Origin of the sequence: Bradyrhizobium sp. 31Argb (genome assembly GCF_043638955.1) — a bacterium.
In the GTDB taxonomy this organism is placed as follows: domain Bacteria; phylum Pseudomonadota; class Alphaproteobacteria; order Rhizobiales; family Xanthobacteraceae; genus Bradyrhizobium.
Genome location: NZ_JBEGDB010000030.1, coordinates 33433 through 48739, shown reverse-complemented (window position 1 = coordinate 48739; position 15307 = coordinate 33433). Strand labels below are relative to the sequence as shown.

Genomic DNA, 15307 nt, shown 5'->3' with positions numbered 1-15307 from the left:
TGGCGAGCGTTCGGTCTCGATGGCCTGCATGCATTGCACGGACCCGCCCTGCGCGGCGGTCTGTCCGGTGAACTGCATCTTCCCGACCGAGGACGGAATCGTCCTGCACAACAAGGACCAGTGCATCGGTTGCGGCTATTGCTTCTACGCCTGCCCGTTCGGTGCGCCGCAATATCCGCAAGTCGGCAATTTCGGCTCGCGCGGCAAGATGGACAAATGCACCTATTGCGCCGGCGGCGGCGGACCGGAGGCGCCGGGCAGCGCCGCGGAATTCGCCAAATACGGCTCGAACCGGTTCGGCGAGGGCAAGTTGCCGATGTGCGCGGAGATGTGCTCGACCAAGTCGCTGCTCGCCGGCGACGGCGACATCATCGCGCAGATCTACGGTGAGCGGGTGCGCAAGCGGGGCTATGGTTCCGGCGCCTGGGGCTGGACCACGGCCTATCACAACGACGTCGGGGTCTGAGCGGATAGGCTCATACGGCCTGCGATGAACGCGGGATGAGAACAGGGTAACGGTCATGACGTTTCTCGCACGCTTTCGTCTGGCGACCTTGGTCCTGGCGCTGCTTGCGGTCGCCGTGGCGGCGCCTGCGCTCGCGCAGAAGTTCGGTCCTGACGGCGCGCCCAACCCGACCGCGAGCGTCACCAGCCAACGCGAATTGCTGCAGCAGGTGCCGCGCATCACCGGCCGCATCGACATTCCCGACACCAAGGCCGGCGTGCTGATCCAGCCGGCGGGACGGACCTGGGACTATTTCCACCAGGTTCTGCTGCGCTGGGGCGGTGCGATTGTGATCCTCGGCACGGTGGCGTTGCTGGCGATCGCCTATCTGATCCTCGGGCGGCTCCCGATCTCAGCCGGGCGCTCGGGCCAGAAAGTGGTTCGCTTCAAGGCGTTCGAGCGCTTCGCGCACTGGCTGACGGCAGCGTCCTTCGTGATCCTCGGACTGACCGGGCTGAACATCACCTTCGGCAAGGCCGTGCTGCTGCCGCTCGTCGGGCCGGACACGTTCGCCGCCATCTCGCAGGCCGCCAAATACGTACACAACTTCACGAGCTTCGCGTTCGTGGCAGGCCTCGTCCTGATCTTGGTGATCTTCCTTAGGGACAATCTCCTGGAGAAGGTGGATATCGACTGGCTCAAGCAGGGCGGCGGCTTCATCAAGAACAGACACGCGCCGTCGGGCCGCTTCAATTTCGGCGAGAAAATGGTGTTCTGGCTATCGATTGCGGCGGGCATTGCCGTGTCAGCCTCGGGATTCCTGCTGCTGTTTCCGTTTTATGGGACCGATATCCTCGGCATGCAGCTCGCGCAGGTGGTGCACGCCGTGACGGCCATCCTGTTCATCGCCCTGATCCTCGGCCACATCTATATCGGCACGGTCGGGATGGAGGGCGCGTTCGAAGCGATGGGCACCGGCGAGGTCGACCTCAATTGGGCCAAGGAACATCACGACCAGTGGCTCGCCAAGAAGCTGGCGGGCGAGGGGCGCGCCGACCCCACGGCGACGCCGGCGGAATAGCTGCTCATTTTCGGTCGCGATTGCCGCCGCGAGGCGGTTGCGCGTCGCGCTCGCGCAGATAGTCGTCGGTGGTGCGGACGGTCGGGCTCGCCACGCCGTAGGATTCAAAGCCCTGTTCGGCGACGAAGTTGACGCGGCAATCGTCGCACATCTTGATGACGTCGAGCTTGCGCGGCGAATCCTTGTACATCCAGTGCTTGCCTTCGAGCTTGGCGACCACGCGCTCGATCGTGCTCTTGACGCCGAACGGCTTGCCGCAGCGGATGCACGAGAACGGCTCTTCCTCCTTGAGGATGCGGGCAGGGGCTCGTGCCGCGTCGAAATCAAGCCTCGGCACTAGCGTGATCACGTGCTCCGGACAGGTCGACTTGCACAGGCCGCACTGGACGCAGGCATCCTCCACGAAACGCAGCACCGGCCGCTCGGGATCGTCGCGCAACGCGCTGGTCGGGCAGGCCGATACGCAGGACAGGCACAGCGTGCAGCCGGACGCATCGACTTCCACGGCGCCGAACGGTGCGCCCACGGGCAGCGCGATGATATCGACAGGCGCTGGCGCGGCGCGATGCAATTCGCCGAGCGCAAAACGCAGCACGTCGCGTTTCTTTCCCGTGGCCCGGAAACTCGCCGGGCGCGGCGCCGATGATAATGACGGGATTGCGCGCAATGTCTCGAGCAGCGTGTCCGGATCGTCGGTCTCGATGGTGGCGATCCTCTCCGTGCCGAAGCCGAGCCCGGCCAGGATCGGATCGGCGATCGCCATCGTCCGCGTCAGGCCCGCGACGTCATGGCGCGGTTTTGTCCGCAGCAGGAAGCGCATCGCGGACGCGCCATAGGCGAAGGCGGCAGCGATGCTCTCGAGCCCGATCTGCGTGACCTCGTTGACTGCGAAGGGCAGCATGTTGGCCGGCAGCCCATCATCGAACCGCGCCAGCGCGTCGATCAGCGGCGCGCCGTGTGCGTCGTCATGCACCAGCACGATCGCCTGTTCGCCGCCGGCTTCGCGATAGGCGATCAGCAGCGCGCGCAATTTGCGCATCAGCGCATCTGCCGGCGGCAGCGCGTAGGACGCGGCGCCGGTCGGGCAGGCCGCCGCGCATTGGCCGCAACCGGCGCAGATGTTCGGATCGACCGCGACATGATCGCCAGCCGGCGTGATTGCGCCTGCAGGGCAGAGATCGAGGCAGCGGGTGCAGCCGATGCGTCCCGAGCGCGAATGCGCGCACAGCTTGGCGTCGAACGTGACATAGCGCGGCTTCTCGAAAGTGCCGACGAGATCGCGTGCCTTGAGCACGGCCTGCAGCATCGCCGCGGGGGAAGCGGGATCGGCGCGGAGATAGCCGTCGCGCAAATCCGCAGCCGGGAACAATGGCGCGCCGCCGGTCAGGTCGAGGATGATGTCGCAGTTCGATCGCGCATTGTTGCGGGAAGGGCCGAACAGCAGCGTGCTACGCGACGAGGGCGCGGCTTCGGCGAAATCGTCGACCGTAACCTCGAACGCGCCGAGATGGCCGCGCGCCGCGGTCACCTTTCCCTTCGCCACCGGGAATTCGTCATTGCGCGGCGGCGCGACGGCGGCGGGCGGTTCGATCAGAACAGTGACGTCGAGATGGTCCTTGAGCAGATTGCCGGCTTCGATCGCGGTCTCATCGCGGCCGCAGATCAGGATGACGCCGCCGCTTTCGAGCTCAACCGATGGCGCCGGCGGTGCAGTCTCGGCCGCCGCCGCAAGCAGCGCCGCCATTTTCGGTCCCGCGCGCGCGGCGTCATTGGACCAGCCGGCGGTCTCGCGGATGTTGGCGAATTCTATGGATTGCGTGCGGCCGCTTTCCTCAGCCACATCGGAAAACAGTGCCGCTTCCTGGGTGCAGGCGACCGTGAGCGGGCCGTCTTCAGCGGCGATGGCTCGGAAGCGATCGAGTTCGACGCGGCAGAGCTGCGTTGCCGTCGTCATTTCATGATGGCAGCCGCGACGCATAGCATCGCCGTCGAGTGGCATCGTGCCCTCGCACGAGCAGACCAGAACGCTTCGCGCAGAATCAGCCATTGCGGTCACGAACTCTTGTGGCTGTGCGGTACGCCCGGCAAAACTGGCCGGGAGTTTGTGGAAAGTATATACTGGCTCTGCGGCAAAATACGATGCCGGTATGGCGGACTTGCAGGGAGCACCCGATGAGCGCGCCGCGTGATTTCTGGCTCGCTTGCGGCCATCATCTGCTCGACCGCGACGAAAATGACCGGCTACTGGTCACCGACGACTTCCTGAAGGTCTATCTGGCGCGGCCCGAGCTGATGCCCCCACCGGACGCCTGCGCGGCGGAGCAGGAGCTGCATCGCGCGCTGCTGCGTCACCCGCGGCGGTCGGTCGCAGCCGGGCATATCGAGGTGATCGCCGACGCCGATGCGCGCGAGAACTGGCAGACGATGATCGCCTGGCGGGATCACCTAGCGAAGCACGGAAGCCTCGAGGCCGCCTATCTTGCGATCGTCAGGCGCAATATTGCCTTTCCCCAGGTCCTCGTCGGTCAGTTGGTGCAGGTCATCCTGCGCAATGCGTTGGATGATTGCCGCGATGCTTTCATGCTGCGCGCCGCCGAGATGTTTTTCCGCCCGCAGAAGCTCATGATCGAAGGGGCCTCGGTCCTCGCCGTCGACGAGGAACGCGGCTCCGTAACCGGCCGGCATTCGGCGTCGCCGCTGATGGCGCTGCTCGGGTTGCCTGACGCCACCGAGGTCGACGTGCTGAACGAGTCCACGGCGGGCGGCTATTGGGAGCGCAGCGACCGGTTCGACATGGCGCTCGATCTGGCCGCGGGCGGGCGCGGTCTGGCCGCGCTTGGCGATGTCATTGGCCGATGGCTTCTGCACCTGCTGGCGATCGAGGTCGAAGTCGAGCCGGTGGCGGAACTGCGCGAGGCTCATGGAACTGGTATGTCGGACTGAGCTCCGATGCCACGCGCATCGGCGACGCGATCTGGCATGGCGATGATCTCGATGACGGCTCGCACGCCCAGTTGGTCGGCCTGTTCCGGCTGACGTTCCGCGATCCCACCTGTATGATCGAAAAGGTCAGGGGCGAGCCGGTCCATCTGCTGCTCGCCATGACCACCGACGGGGTGTTGCGGTTGAAGCCGCAAAACCTCATCACCGGCTTGCCGATTGCGAATGCGGAGGCAGTCAATTGATATCGACGGCGCTGGAGCGCATTTCCGTGGGAGTTGTGGTCGAGCGGCGCAAGGGCAGGAGTGCCTGGGCCGACTTCCTGTGGCGGCCGATTTCGGTTTTGGCCGGAAACCCGTCGGCCGACCCATGGACGCCGCTCGATAGGGAAGGAGAGGTGACGTTATTCTATGCTGGCGAGGCGGTGATCGAACTGCACCGCACCGAGACCGCCAATTATCGCGACAATCTCGCATCGGGCTCGCCCGCACTATGGGTCAACCTGCGCCCGACCGGCTCCGAGCCACCTTACGAACTGCTCGCGGTCACCGCTGATCCGGCCGAAGGCGAGGCGTTCACCGACGCCGGCAGCAATCTGGTCGACGCGGTGCCGATGCCCGCAAGTATCGTTGAAATCGTTGAGCGATTTGTTGCCGCGCATCATGTCGAGCGCCCCTTCATCAAGCGGCAGCGCGATCGGCGGGGGCCGCCAACGTAGGATATGAGAGAGAACCGACCGTGGCTGAAGAGCACAATGTTTTCCTTCGCTGGGCGCGGCTGAAGCAGGCCGCGAAAGAGCGCCAGGATGCGGAGGCTTCTCCGACCGACAGTGAAGAAGCGGCCGCGTTGCCTGCGGCCGACGCGGCGAGCGGTGAGCCGTTGGACCTCGCCAGCCTGCCGTCAATCGAATCGATCGCCGCCAATACCGATATTACCGCGTTCCTGCGCGCCGGCGTTCCGGCCGAATTGGCCCGCGCGGCGTTGCGCCGGGCCTGGACCAGCGACCCCGCCATTCGCGACTTCGTCGGCATCGCGGAGAACCAGTGGGACTTCAACGATCCGAACGCAATTCCGGGGTTCGGCCCGCTCGATCCAACGGAAAGCGCCGCCGATGTTCTGGCGCAGGTCTCGCGGCGGCTGGAGCAGATTCCGGATGCGCTTGTGGATACGACGTCGCCGGCTGGTCCGGTTAGTCCCGAAACGGCGGATTCCGCTGAGCCCGTCCTCGATCCGCCGCCCGCGACAGACGGGCCGTCGCTTGCTGGTGCTGCTGCGCAGTCGAACGAAATGCCGGACTTGGGCGCGCAGGGCGAGCAAGCGCCTGTCGAGGAAGCGCAGGATTCTCCCCGAAAGCGGCGTCATGGCAGCGCGTTGCCGCGATAGCGATCGACAAGGCGGCATGTCTTTTGGGATCGAACCATGACGGATTCAATTTCAAACGGCGCTGCCGGGCGCGTTGTCGATGAGATCGACCGCGCACGGGCGCAGGAATACGCGCTATTGGCGACCCTGCTGACGCGCAGCCCGGACGCCGAACTTCTTTCCCGTCTCGCCGCCCTGCGTGGCGATGCCAGCCCGATCGGAATAGTGCATATAGCGCTGGCCGAAGCGGCGCGGCGGACCGATCAAGAGCGCGCGTCGCGCGAATTCTTTGCGCTATTTGCCGGGCTGGGGGAGGGGGCGCTGCTGCCCTTTGCGTCGCATTATCTCGCCGAGACGCTGTATGGGCGGCCGCTGGTCCGGGTGCGGGAAACGCTTGATGGTCTCGGCATCGAAAAGACACCGGGGCGGAGCGATCCGGAGGATCACGCCGGATTCCTCTGCGAGATCATGGCGGGTCTGGCTGGCGGCAGCATCGCCGCGCCCGACGGCGCCGACCGCGACTTCTTCGAGCGGCATCTTTCGCCCTGGATCAGGCGCTTCTTCATCGACCTGGAACGGGCACAATCGGCCGATTTCTATGCATCGGTTGGGGCGCTCGGGCGCACCTTCATCGACATCGAAGCCGAGGCGTTCGCACTTTCCGCCTGAACGCCGCTTTTGCCCGCGGCGCGACTCATCCGCTGCAGAACTGTGGTACAAAATGACGTGAAGAGGAGAAACACGATGCGCGCGTTCGTCCTGGCCTGCCTGTTCGCCGTCGTCGTCGCAGTTGGAGCGGCGGTGATTCTCGACAATTTCGTGCAGGAATCGGCGACGACAGCCTTCGCGTTGCCGAGCGCCAGGGTTTAGCAGCGATGATCCGCAATCGGCGCGGGTCTCGAACCCCAGGCTGATAGCGCAGACTCATTTGAGTGGAGAGGGAGATACCCTATGATCCGCTCAATGATTTCAGTGATCGCCATTGCCGTCGTCATTGTTATTGGAACCTTGCTGTGGCGGCCGCATTCGCGTTCGATTGAATTGACCGCTATGGCCATGCCGCCGCTGGCGCAGCTGCATGCGATGGTCGGCGTCGAGAAATTGCCCGCTCAGGACATCGACGATCAATCGTTGGTCTATCCGACACCGACGAAATAGATCGTTCGTCGCCGGAATCCCCGAGCACATCCAGTTGGCGTCCACCGCGGATCGTTGAGGCAATTCACAGCCGTGGAGGTTGTCCACGTGGGCCAACCGCGCAGATAACTTTTCGTCGCGCGGGTGATCAGGTACATCCAGGCTTCGTTCCCTTGCCGCCTGCGGCGGGGAGATGATGTGCTGGCATGTCCCAAGGCTTCACGGATGAAGAAGGCAAAGAATGTGCAACCGGGCGCTCCCGCCCTTGAAAAGGGGCTGGATCTTCTGGAAGCGCTGTCGGCTGAGGCGCGCGGTCTCAGCCAGAAGCAGTTGGCCGAGCGGGTCGGCCGTTCCGTCGGCGAGATCTTCCGCATGCTGGTGGCGCTGGAGCGCCGCGGCTATGTCACGCGCGATCCGGCGACGGGGGAATACACGCTGACCCTGCAACTGTTCCGGATCGCCTCGCAATTCCCGCCGACCGAGCGGCTATTGAAGGCCGCGCTGCCCGTGATGGAGCAGCTTGCCGGCCGCGTGCGGTTGTCCTGCCATCTCACCGTGCTGCACGGCGAGCAGTTCATGGTGATCGCGCGGATCGAGCCGGAATGGCTGATGGGCTGGTCGGTCAAGGTCGGCGCCGTGTTTCCGCTGACCCAGCAATATGCGTCGGCCAAGGTGCTGGCGGCGTTCCAGCTCGAGGGCCGGCGCCAGGAGCTCGCGGAGGTCATCGCCGCCAATGATCGCATCAGCGGCAAGAAGGCGCTCGCGGCGCTGGATCGAATCTCGGAGGAGGGCGGCAACTTCTCCAACGACGACGGCTATACGCGTATCCTCGCCTATAGCTGCCCGATCGTCGAAGCGTCAGGCCGCGCGGTCGCTGCGCTGACCGTGCCGCTGGTGCGGGAGGGCCGCATCTCCGCCGGCGAAGCCGCCAGCATCGCCACCGAGTTGCGCGCCGCCGCGAAGATCGTGTCGGAGAAGATCGGCGGCGTGCCGTAGAAGTAGCAGCCACAATGGAGCTGCGCTCCCTCTCCCGCTCGCGGGGGAGGGCCGGGGTGGGGGTATCTCCGCGGTTCACGCTGTTCGATTGTGGGGAGAGAGCCCCCACCCGGCGCTGCGCGTCGACCTCCCCCGCAAGTGGCAGAGGTGGAGCGAGTTTGCGGATGGGCCTTCGAAACCCGATCTCGTCCAGCGCTAGCCCACCGTCATCCCGGCGTCGACGACCCAGGCCGCGCCGTTGACATGCGCGGCGGCGTCGGACGCGAGAAACGTGACGACTTCAGCGATATTCTCCGGCTTCCCATATGGCGCACCGCCGCTTCGCCGTGGCGCGACGGACCGCTCGCGCGCCTGGTCCTCGAGCTCCTGGATCATGCGCGACTCGATCGGGCCGGGCAGGATCGCGTTGATCCTGATCTTCGTTCCCGTCACCTCCAGCGCGGCGGTGCGGGTCAGGCCGAGCACCGCATGCTTGGATGTCACGTAGCCGGCGAGCCCCGCACGGCCACGGATCGCCGAGGTCGATGCGGTGTTGACGATCGCGCCCTGGCCGCGCGGCCTCATCTTCGCCAGCACGTATTTGAGACCGAGGAAGACGCCCTTCACATTGACCTGCAACAGCCGGTCGAACGTATCGTCAGGGTATTCGTGCAGCGGCGCGACCACGCCCTCGATGCCGGCGTTGTTGGCGAAGATGCCGATCGGACCAAGCTTCTGCTCGATCGTTTCGACAAAGGCCGCGGTCTCCGCCGCGCTCGAGACATCGGCGCGGATGGCCAGCGCCTCGGCGCCCGCCGCTTCAACGAAGCGCGCCGTCGCCGCGGCCGCCGCTTCATCGATATCGACGATCGCGACGGCCCGGCTGGTCCGGGCCAGCGCGAGCGCGATTGCCCTGCCGATGTCGCCACCGCCGCCGGTGACGAGCGCTACTTCGCTGCTCATGATTTCAGGAAGTCGCAGCCGCCTTCCTCCAGCGGTCGCCACGCTTCGCTCGGCGGAATGGTCTTGATCAGCTTGTAATAGTCCCAGGGATATTTCGACTCTTCCGGCTTCTTGACCTCGAACAGATACATGTTGTGCAGTTTGCGGCCATCGGCGCGAACGCTGCCCTTGCCGAACAGGGGATCGTCGGTCGGCAGCTTCTTCATCTCCTGCACCACCGCTTTGCCGTCGCCGGAGGCTCCGAGCGCGTCGACGGCTTTGAGGTAATGCAGCGTAGCGGCATAGACCCCGGCCTGCAGCGCAGTCGGATAGCGGCCGCCGTTGCGCGGCGCGAAGCGCTTGGACCAGGCGCGGGTATCGTCATTGAGATCCCAGTAGAAGGATTCGGTGAACTGCAGGCCCTGCGCCGTCTTCAGCCCCAGCGAATGCACGTCGCTGAGATAGAGCACGGTCGCGACCACGCGTTGGCCGCCCTGCGGGATGCCGAACTCGACCGATTGCTTGATCGAATTGATGGTGTCGCCGCCGGCATTGATCAGGGCGATCACCTCCGCCTTCGAGCCCTGCGCCTGCAGCAGGAAGGAGGAGAAATCCTGGCTGTTGATCGGCGTGCGTACGCCGCCGACGACCTTGCCGCCGAGCTTCTGCACGACGTTCTTGACGTCCGCCTCCATCGCGTGCCCGAACGCATAGTCGGCGGTCAGCGTGAACCAGGTCTTGCCGCCGCTGGCGACGACGGCCCGCGCGGCGCCCGATGACAGCGCGTAGGTGTCGTAGGTCCAGTGCACGAGGTTTGGCGAACATGATTTGCCGGTGAGATCGGACGAGGACGCGCCCGACACCAAGAGCGTCTTGTTGTTCTGCTGCACGACGTTGCGCACCGCCAGCGCCACCGAGGAATTCGGCGCGTCGATGATGGCCTCGACATTGTTGCGGTCGATCCATTCGCGCGCGATGTTGGCGGCGAGATCGGCCTTGTTCATGTGATCGCCGCTGATGACTTCGATCGGCCTGGTCATCTTGTGCGGCGAGACCTGAAAATCCTCGACCGCCATCTTCGCCGCCAGCAGCGATCCGGGCCCGGTGACGTCGGCATAAAGGCTCGACATATCCGTGAGCACGCCGAGCCGAAGCGGCCCGGGCTCTTGCGCCTGTGCACCAAAGCTCGTGATGCCCAATGCCATGCCGCCGAGGCCGGCCAGCAGCCGGCGGCGATTCAACGAAAAACGCTTTATCATATTCATATCCAAAACCCTCCCTTATGTGGCCCACGCTCTCGCACGGATGTTTATGCCCGCGCGTGCTTAGCGCGCGGGTCGATGTTGTCGTTCACGGAATCAGGCGCTCGATCAGTCGCCGGTCTTCGACCTCGAAACCGCCGCCATAGACCTCGGACACCATGAATTGCGCCCCCAGGATTTCCGGCGCGAGATCCGCGATCGGGTCGTATTCGCTTGAGTGCAGCGTCATCCTGGCGCGGCCCGGTAGCGGCGCCGAATACTTCAGCGGCGTGCGGCGATAGGCGATATCGGCATAGGCCGTCTCCAGTCGCTCCGGATGCGGCAGGCGGCGGACATGGATCTCGCCGGCGGGCAGTTCGTTGCCGTCGACGATGCGGATGACCGCGCCGTTGGATCGGGCGTGAAGGAAAAATCGGCCAGCGCAATGCCGCGCCGCCTGACCGATCCGTTGATCGAGCCGTCCGCCTGCTCATGGAAGGTGTAGTGCGCATCCTTCTTGGTGTAGCCGAAGACCTCACGGCCGGCGCAGATTCCCATCGGGTCGCTGCAATACATGAAGATATGCGTCTCGGTGAACAGGCCCTTGTAGCGCACGGGAACGGTGATCATCAGATCGAACATCTGCCCGGCATGCACCGCCAGCGAATGGCCCGGCGACACCATGAAGCGGAAGGCGACGCGGTCGCTCGCGATCTCGAACGGGGTATCCGCAAGCAGGCTCGACACCTTGCCCGGCTCGACGCGCGTCATGATCTCGACCGTCCGCAAGGTGCAGCCCCACTCCACGGGATAGGCCGGCGAGTAGGGTGGATTGACCCCGCTGTTCGGCTTCAACCGGTAATCGCCGAACATGCGGCGCCGGGGATCGTTGGGGTCGGTCATCAGGTCGGTCATCTGGGCTTGCTCTCCTTCGGCGGCATGCTCATCGCATGGCGCTCGCTTGCGTGTTCCGCATCAAGACCTTCTGCTGGTCGCCCATGACGTGGGCGTGGAAGGCAATCGCGGCGTCGGACAGGTCGCTCTCCGGAGCATATTCCGGCGCGAAATTGCTGTAGCGGTCGAGGCCGCGCACCAGCGTGGCGCTGTCGTTCGTTCCCACAATTTGCCGCACATGGGTCGGCAGATAGCGGATGGCAAAGCCGATCCGGCGCTTCGCCGACGGGTTCGGGTCGCTGCCATGGATCAGGCGGACGTGGTGCAGCGACATCTCGCCGGGCTGAAGCTGCAGCATCACGGCCTTGCTCTCATCGACGTCGACCGCGATCTCCTGCCCGCGGGTCAGCAGGTTGTCTGCGGCAAAGGTGTCGCGGTGGGCGACCTGCTCCAGTGTCTGGGTGTCGGGAATGACGCGCATGGCCCCATTCTCGGCGGTGCTCTCGGAGAGCGCGACCCATGCGGTGACGATATCGGCGGGGTCGAGCCCCCAATAGGTCGAGTCCTGGTGCCAGGAGACGAAGCCGGGGTCGCGGGCTTCCTTAATGAAGAAGGTGGAACTCCAGCAGAGGATGTCGGGGCCGATCACGCTCTCGACCGCGTCGAGAATGGCCGGATGGCGGATCAGGCCATCGAGCCAGGTGAACAGCAGATGGCTCTTGTGCCGCATCGATCCCTTCAGCAGGCCGTGCGCGGCCTCATGCGCCTCCAGTTTCCTGCGAATGCCTTCGGCCTCGGCTGCCGACATGACCCTGATCGGCGCGTAATAGCCGTGCTCGCGGTAGTGGTTGATCGCAGCTTCGGGCAGGAGGGCCATGGTTTCCTCATTTTATATATGACTTCTTATTTGCATATATGAAATCAGATTTCAAACCCGAGTCAAGCCGGGGTGAGCGGTTCCGCGGGTCCAGATTGCGTCCGAATCGGGCCTAGAGGCGCCGTCCAGAAAGCGGTTGCCAGTGCCGCCGGGCGGCGAAAAGATAGAGTCAAACCGAAAAACGGAGTGCTCCGTCGTGCAAGTGAAAGACAAGGTCTGCGTCGTCACCGGAGCGGCTGGTGGTATCGGCGAAGCGGTGGCGCGGGCCTATGCCGAGGCTGGCGCCCGCGGTGTCGTCGTCGCCGATCTCAAGACCACGCGCGAGCGGCTTGCGAGCGTCGCCGGCGACATCGATGGGCTAGCGGTGACCGCCGACGTCGGGCTGGAAGAGGACATCAAGGCGCTGGTCGCGGCGGCGGAAGCCAAATATGGCCCGGTCGACGTCTTCTTCTCCAATGCCGGGCTGTCGCGCAAGGGACAGGAGACGGCCTCCGACGCCGACTGGGACGTGAGCTGGCGCGTGCATGTGATGAGCCATGTGTTCGCGGCGCGGGCGCTGGTGCCCGGCATGCTCGCGCGCGGCTCCGGCTATCTCCTCAACACGGCGTCCGCCGCGGGTCTCCTCGCTTCGCTGAACTCGATGCCGTATGGCGTGACCAAGAATGCCGCCGTCGCGCTCGCCGAGCATCTTGCCATCCAGTATGGCGACCGCGGCATCCGCGTTTCCGTGCTGTGCCCGCAGTCGGTGCAGACTGGCATGACCACGCCGGGCCCGAGCGCGGCGCGGGTCGATGGCGTGATGCAGCCGGCCGAAGTCGCGCGCATCGTGATCGAGGCGATGGCGGAGGAGCGTTTCCTGATCCTGTCGCACCCGCAGGTGCAGGAATACATGGAGCGGAAAGCATCCAATCGCGACCGCTGGCTCGCCGGCATGCGCCGCCTGCGTGACCGGATCTACGGCGCACCGTCGTCAGCATAAACACTCTTTCCGTCATTGCGAGCGAAGCGAAGCAATCCATGGTGCCGCTTGCGGAGATATGGATTGCTTCGTCGCTGTCGCTCCTCGCAATGACGGGCTCACACAGTCTTCGGCGCGAATTGTTTGAGCAGGCCCGTATAGCCCTTCGCGCCTGGAAACGCGTAGGCGCCACGGCGCGAGGTCGTGAGCTTCAGGCCGACCAGCGCCTCGGCCTGCTTCACTGCGGCGGCGACGCCATCAATGACCGGCACACCGAAGTTCTGCGACAGCGCGGCCGAAAGATCGGCCATGCCGGCGCAGCCCAGCACGATCGCTTCCGCGCCCTTTTCCAGCGCCCGCTCGATCTCGGCGCAGAGCTTTTCCTCCGCGCCCGAGCCCGGTTTCTCCAGATCGAGCACCGCGACATTGCATGCCGTCACCGAGACCCGTTCGGCAAATCCATAGCGACGCACCAGCTCTTGCAGCGGCACGACCGAGCGCGGCGTCGTGGTGACGACCGCGATGCGCTTTGCGAGCTGGCCGGCAGTGACCAGCGCCGCCTCGCAAATGCCGACCACCGGGAATGGTGCCGCCGATCGCGCCGCATCCAATCCGGTGTCGTCGAAGCAGGCGATGATGCCGGCGTCGGCGTCCTTTGTGCTCAACAGCGCCTGGATCAGGCCGGGGACCGCGAAAGCCTCGTCGTAATACCCTTCGATCGAGACCGGCCCCATCGCCGAGGTGACGGCCGCAATCTCAGTGCCCGGAGATGCCACCGCGCGCGCCGCGGCGGCGATGGTCTCGGTCATCGTGACGGTGGTGTTCGGATTGACGATCAGGATTCGTGTCGGTGCCATGGCGCCATCGTAGCCCGGTTGAAGCTGCCTGGCAAAAATGGTCACGTCCCATGACCTTCCTCAAGGAGCCTGTGGCTGTGCCGGTGCCGCTGTGGCATGCTCGGCGCGACTTCCTCATGCCAAGTTGCACAAGGTCCTAACCCGAGGAGGACGGCCATGGTAACTTATGTCGTGCTGACGAAGTTCACCGATCAGGGAATCCGCAACGCCAAGGAGTCGCCCAAGCGAGCGGAAGCTTTCAAGGAAATGGCCAAGACGTTCGGCGTGAAGGTGAAGGAGATCGTCTGGACCCAGGGCCGATATGACGTCGTGACCTTCATCGAAGCGCCGGATGAGTCGTCGGCCATGTCGCTCAGCCTGAGCCTCGGCGCGCTCGGCAATGTTCGCAGCGAAACGCTGCGGGCGTATTCGGCAGCCGAGATGACCAAGATCGTCGGCAACATGCTCTGACGATTGCATCCAGGTCGGTGCCGTCATCAAAGGTGGGTACCGCGCGCCGGCTTACTGCTGAGCTCGGTTCTCGAACAGATGGTCCTTGACGAGGCGCACGGCGCCCCGCCGCCAGGAGTAGTCGGCGCCCATGCGAAGCCCGCTGTCGGCCCGCGAAACGATGGCGCCGGTCCTGGAGTCGCGGACCTGAAATCCGATCGTGTATTCGGTGCGGCTGACCCGCCGCACCACGCCGATCAGCGATTGGTCCGCGCCGAGCTTTGTGGCGATGCCGGCCTCGCAGCCGCCGCAGTCGCGCAGCGTGTGTGCCTTGACCGCTTCCGCGTTCGTGCCGCTGGTCTCGATCATGCGGAAGCGGCCCGATTGCGCGAACAGCTCGCGCACGCCGTTGGTGACATCGGCCAATTGTGCGGCATCCGAAGCCGCGACGCCGCTTGCCTGAGCGGCGGCGGTGGTATCTTCCAGTTCGAAGTCGAACACCGCAAGCGCGATCGGCGTCGACGCAACCGCCGGAGATGCGGCTAGCTGCGCCGCCAGCGCCGCGCGGATGTCGCGGGACAGGAAGGTCTCGGCACGATTCCACGCCTCGTCATTGTCGCCCCGAAACGTGTAGCGCCTTTCGAACAGGATCCGCTTGGTATCGTCGTCGACGACCGCCGCGCTTGCAAACTGGACCAGGGTGCTCATCTTCTGCACCGCGCCGGTGATCAGGACATTGGCGCCGCCTTGCGCGGCAGCCCGCATGCGCTCGGCGGACGTTGCCCGATCGTCGGTCGAGGGCGGGACGAGGCGGTAGTGCCCGTCCGCCTCGACGTCGCGTCTCAGCGCGGCCATGAACGTTTGCAGGCGCCCTAGATGGGCGGCTGTCTGATCGATGGGCTCGCCCGAGGTGTCGAGATAGCCGAAGTCTTCAATCGTGACGCCCAGGGTCCGCGCTGCGGGCGCGCCGCTATCGGCACTGGCGGAACCGAAACCCAGCAAGAGCCCAAGCACAGTGACGGTCAGCAAATCAAGAGAGTATCGGCGCATCGGCGGACCTTTCAGCGATCATGTGGGCCTGAAGGCTATGCCGACCAGGTCTGCCGCCGAAGCTGAGCGCCTCCCGACGAGAGCCGGGAAAATTTCACGACGTCATTTTCGGGTTGCGG

General features: G+C 65.0%; 20 protein-coding genes. 12 read left to right on the top strand and 8 right to left on the bottom strand.

Going from position 1 to position 15307, the window contains the following annotated elements; translation table 11 throughout:
- Both AAFX91_RS08715 and AAFX91_RS08710 read left to right on the top strand, forming a co-directional pair.
- On the top strand, positions 1 to 466 hold a 466-nt coding region (locus AAFX91_RS08715; RefSeq protein WP_394566191.1), incomplete at its 5' end, for a 4Fe-4S dicluster domain-containing protein.
- Positions 467 to 521: 55 nt separating this feature from the next.
- A complete protein-coding gene (locus AAFX91_RS08710) occupies positions 522 to 1526 on the top strand; it encodes a formate dehydrogenase subunit gamma (protein ID WP_394566190.1) in 1005 nt (334 codons plus the stop codon).
- 4 nt (positions 1527 to 1530) lie between these two features.
- Here AAFX91_RS08710 and AAFX91_RS08705 read toward each other — a convergent pair whose 3' ends face one another.
- Entirely contained in the window at positions 1531 to 3525 is a 1995-nt protein-coding gene (locus AAFX91_RS08705) for a 4Fe-4S binding protein (RefSeq protein ID WP_394566189.1), read from the bottom strand.
- 173 nt (positions 3526 to 3698) lie between these two features.
- On the opposite strand from AAFX91_RS08705, the gene AAFX91_RS08700 reads away from it, so the two are divergent.
- The 8 genes from AAFX91_RS08700 to AAFX91_RS08665 all read left to right on the top strand — a co-directional run bounded on the left by AAFX91_RS08700 (position 3699) and on the right by AAFX91_RS08665 (position 7961).
- A complete protein-coding gene (locus tag AAFX91_RS08700; RefSeq protein WP_394566188.1) occupies positions 3699 to 4469 on the top strand; it encodes a DUF6352 family protein in 771 nt (256 codons plus the stop codon).
- A gap of 71 nt (positions 4470 to 4540) precedes the next feature.
- Positions 4541 to 4711, top strand: coding sequence for a hypothetical protein (locus AAFX91_RS08695; RefSeq protein ID WP_394566187.1), 171 nt, complete (start codon positions 4541 to 4543; stop codon positions 4709 to 4711).
- Complete coding sequence (locus tag AAFX91_RS08690; RefSeq protein ID WP_394566186.1) at positions 4708 to 5184, top strand: DUF3305 domain-containing protein; 477 nt, start codon at positions 4708 to 4710, stop codon at positions 5182 to 5184. The genes AAFX91_RS08695 and AAFX91_RS08690 overlap by 4 nt, the downstream gene beginning before the upstream one ends.
- A gap of 20 nt (positions 5185 to 5204) precedes the next feature.
- A complete protein-coding gene (locus AAFX91_RS08685) occupies positions 5205 to 5849 on the top strand; it encodes a DUF3306 domain-containing protein (RefSeq protein WP_394566185.1) in 645 nt (214 codons plus the stop codon).
- Between the two features lie 117 nt (positions 5850 to 5966).
- Positions 5967 to 6497, top strand: coding sequence for a molecular chaperone (locus tag AAFX91_RS08680; RefSeq protein ID WP_394566184.1), 531 nt, complete (start codon positions 5967 to 5969; stop codon positions 6495 to 6497).
- A gap of 75 nt (positions 6498 to 6572) precedes the next feature.
- The gene (locus AAFX91_RS08675) at positions 6573 to 6698 is read left to right on the top strand and encodes a hypothetical protein (protein ID WP_282531786.1); all 126 of its coding nucleotides are present in this window, start codon (positions 6573 to 6575) and stop codon (positions 6696 to 6698) included.
- Between the two features lie 81 nt (positions 6699 to 6779).
- The gene (locus tag AAFX91_RS08670; protein WP_394566183.1) at positions 6780 to 6986 is read left to right on the top strand and encodes a hypothetical protein; all 207 of its coding nucleotides are present in this window, start codon (positions 6780 to 6782) and stop codon (positions 6984 to 6986) included.
- A gap of 204 nt (positions 6987 to 7190) precedes the next feature.
- Positions 7191 to 7961, top strand: a complete 771-nt coding sequence (locus AAFX91_RS08665) for an IclR family transcriptional regulator (protein ID WP_394566182.1) — start codon at positions 7191 to 7193, stop codon at positions 7959 to 7961.
- A 195-nt stretch (positions 7962 to 8156) separates the two neighbouring features.
- Here AAFX91_RS08665 and AAFX91_RS08660 read toward each other — a convergent pair whose 3' ends face one another.
- From AAFX91_RS08660 to AAFX91_RS08640, 5 genes are all read right to left on the bottom strand, one after another.
- Entirely contained in the window at positions 8157 to 8903 is a 747-nt protein-coding gene (locus AAFX91_RS08660) for an SDR family NAD(P)-dependent oxidoreductase (RefSeq protein WP_394566181.1), read from the bottom strand.
- Positions 8900 to 10141, bottom strand: a complete 1242-nt coding sequence (locus AAFX91_RS08655) for an ABC transporter substrate-binding protein (protein WP_394566193.1) — start codon at positions 10139 to 10141, stop codon at positions 8900 to 8902. Before AAFX91_RS08655 ends, AAFX91_RS08660 begins: the two co-directional genes overlap by 4 nt.
- A 91-nt stretch (positions 10142 to 10232) precedes the next feature.
- Positions 10233 to 10373 (bottom strand): hypothetical protein, encoded by a 141-nt coding sequence (locus AAFX91_RS08650; RefSeq protein WP_394566180.1) that lies wholly within the window; start codon positions 10371 to 10373, stop codon positions 10233 to 10235.
- A 32-nt stretch (positions 10374 to 10405) separates the two neighbouring features.
- Complete coding sequence (locus AAFX91_RS08645) at positions 10406 to 11038, bottom strand: acetoacetate decarboxylase family protein (RefSeq protein WP_394566179.1); 633 nt, start codon at positions 11036 to 11038, stop codon at positions 10406 to 10408.
- A 28-nt stretch (positions 11039 to 11066) separates the two neighbouring features.
- Positions 11067 to 11894 carry a phytanoyl-CoA dioxygenase family protein gene (locus AAFX91_RS08640; protein WP_394566178.1) on the bottom strand — a complete coding sequence of 276 codons (828 nt, stop codon included), beginning with the start codon at positions 11892 to 11894 and terminating at the stop codon, positions 11067 to 11069.
- A 196-nt stretch (positions 11895 to 12090) separates the two neighbouring features.
- Here AAFX91_RS08640 and AAFX91_RS08635 point away from each other — a divergent pair, with 196 nt between their 5' ends.
- On the top strand, positions 12091 to 12873 hold the full coding sequence (locus tag AAFX91_RS08635; RefSeq protein WP_394566177.1) for an SDR family oxidoreductase: 783 nt from the start codon (positions 12091 to 12093) through the stop codon (positions 12871 to 12873).
- 98 nt (positions 12874 to 12971) lie between these two features.
- Here the strand turns inward: AAFX91_RS08635 and AAFX91_RS08630 are convergent, their stop codons facing one another.
- Positions 12972 to 13709 (bottom strand): aspartate/glutamate racemase family protein, encoded by a 738-nt coding sequence (locus AAFX91_RS08630; protein WP_130582012.1) that lies wholly within the window; start codon positions 13707 to 13709, stop codon positions 12972 to 12974.
- Between the two features lie 156 nt (positions 13710 to 13865).
- Here AAFX91_RS08630 and AAFX91_RS08625 point away from each other — a divergent pair, with 156 nt between their 5' ends.
- Positions 13866 to 14159: a GYD domain-containing protein gene (locus AAFX91_RS08625; protein ID WP_130582007.1), complete on the top strand. Its 294-nt coding sequence runs from the start codon at positions 13866 to 13868 to the stop codon at positions 14157 to 14159.
- Positions 14160 to 14210: 51 nt separating this feature from the next.
- On the opposite strand, the gene AAFX91_RS08620 is transcribed toward AAFX91_RS08625, so the two are convergent.
- Positions 14211 to 15188 (bottom strand): DUF2380 domain-containing protein, encoded by a 978-nt coding sequence (locus AAFX91_RS08620; protein ID WP_394566176.1) that lies wholly within the window; start codon positions 15186 to 15188, stop codon positions 14211 to 14213.
- Between the last annotated feature and the right edge of the window lie 119 nt (positions 15189 to 15307).

Excerpts from the sequence above, each read along its gene's own strand:
- AAFX91_RS08650 (WP_394566180.1), bottom strand. The coding sequence starts at position 10,373 with ATGACGCTGCACTCAAGCGAATACGACCCGATCGCGGATCTCGCGCCG.
- AAFX91_RS08665 (WP_394566182.1), top strand. The coding sequence starts at position 7,191 with ATGAAGAAGGCAAAGAATGTGCAACCGGGCGCTCCCGCCCTTGAAAAG.
- AAFX91_RS08625 (WP_130582007.1), top strand. The coding sequence starts at position 13,866 with ATGGTAACTTATGTCGTGCTGACGAAGTTCACCGATCAGGGAATCCGC.
- AAFX91_RS08630 (WP_130582012.1), bottom strand. The coding sequence starts at position 13,709 with ATGGCACCGACACGAATCCTGATCGTCAATCCGAACACCACCGTCACG.
- AAFX91_RS08705 (WP_394566189.1), bottom strand. The coding sequence starts at position 3,525 with ATGCCACTCGACGGCGATGCTATGCGTCGCGGCTGCCATCATGAAATG.
- AAFX91_RS08700 (WP_394566188.1), top strand. The coding sequence starts at position 3,699 with ATGAGCGCGCCGCGTGATTTCTGGCTCGCTTGCGGCCATCATCTGCTC.
- AAFX91_RS08675 (WP_282531786.1), top strand. The coding sequence starts at position 6,573 with ATGCGCGCGTTCGTCCTGGCCTGCCTGTTCGCCGTCGTCGTCGCAGTT.
- AAFX91_RS08655 (WP_394566193.1), bottom strand. The coding sequence starts at position 10,141 with ATGATAAAGCGTTTTTCGTTGAATCGCCGCCGGCTGCTGGCCGGCCTC.
- AAFX91_RS08670 (WP_394566183.1), top strand. The coding sequence starts at position 6,780 with ATGATCCGCTCAATGATTTCAGTGATCGCCATTGCCGTCGTCATTGTT.
- AAFX91_RS08710 (WP_394566190.1), top strand. The coding sequence starts at position 522 with ATGACGTTTCTCGCACGCTTTCGTCTGGCGACCTTGGTCCTGGCGCTG.
- AAFX91_RS08620 (WP_394566176.1), bottom strand. The coding sequence starts at position 15,188 with ATGCGCCGATACTCTCTTGATTTGCTGACCGTCACTGTGCTTGGGCTC.
- AAFX91_RS08645 (WP_394566179.1), bottom strand. The coding sequence starts at position 11,038 with ATGACCGACCTGATGACCGACCCCAACGATCCCCGGCGCCGCATGTTC.
- AAFX91_RS08640 (WP_394566178.1), bottom strand. The coding sequence starts at position 11,894 with ATGGCCCTCCTGCCCGAAGCTGCGATCAACCACTACCGCGAGCACGGC.
- AAFX91_RS08660 (WP_394566181.1), bottom strand. The coding sequence starts at position 8,903 with ATGAGCAGCGAAGTAGCGCTCGTCACCGGCGGCGGTGGCGACATCGGC.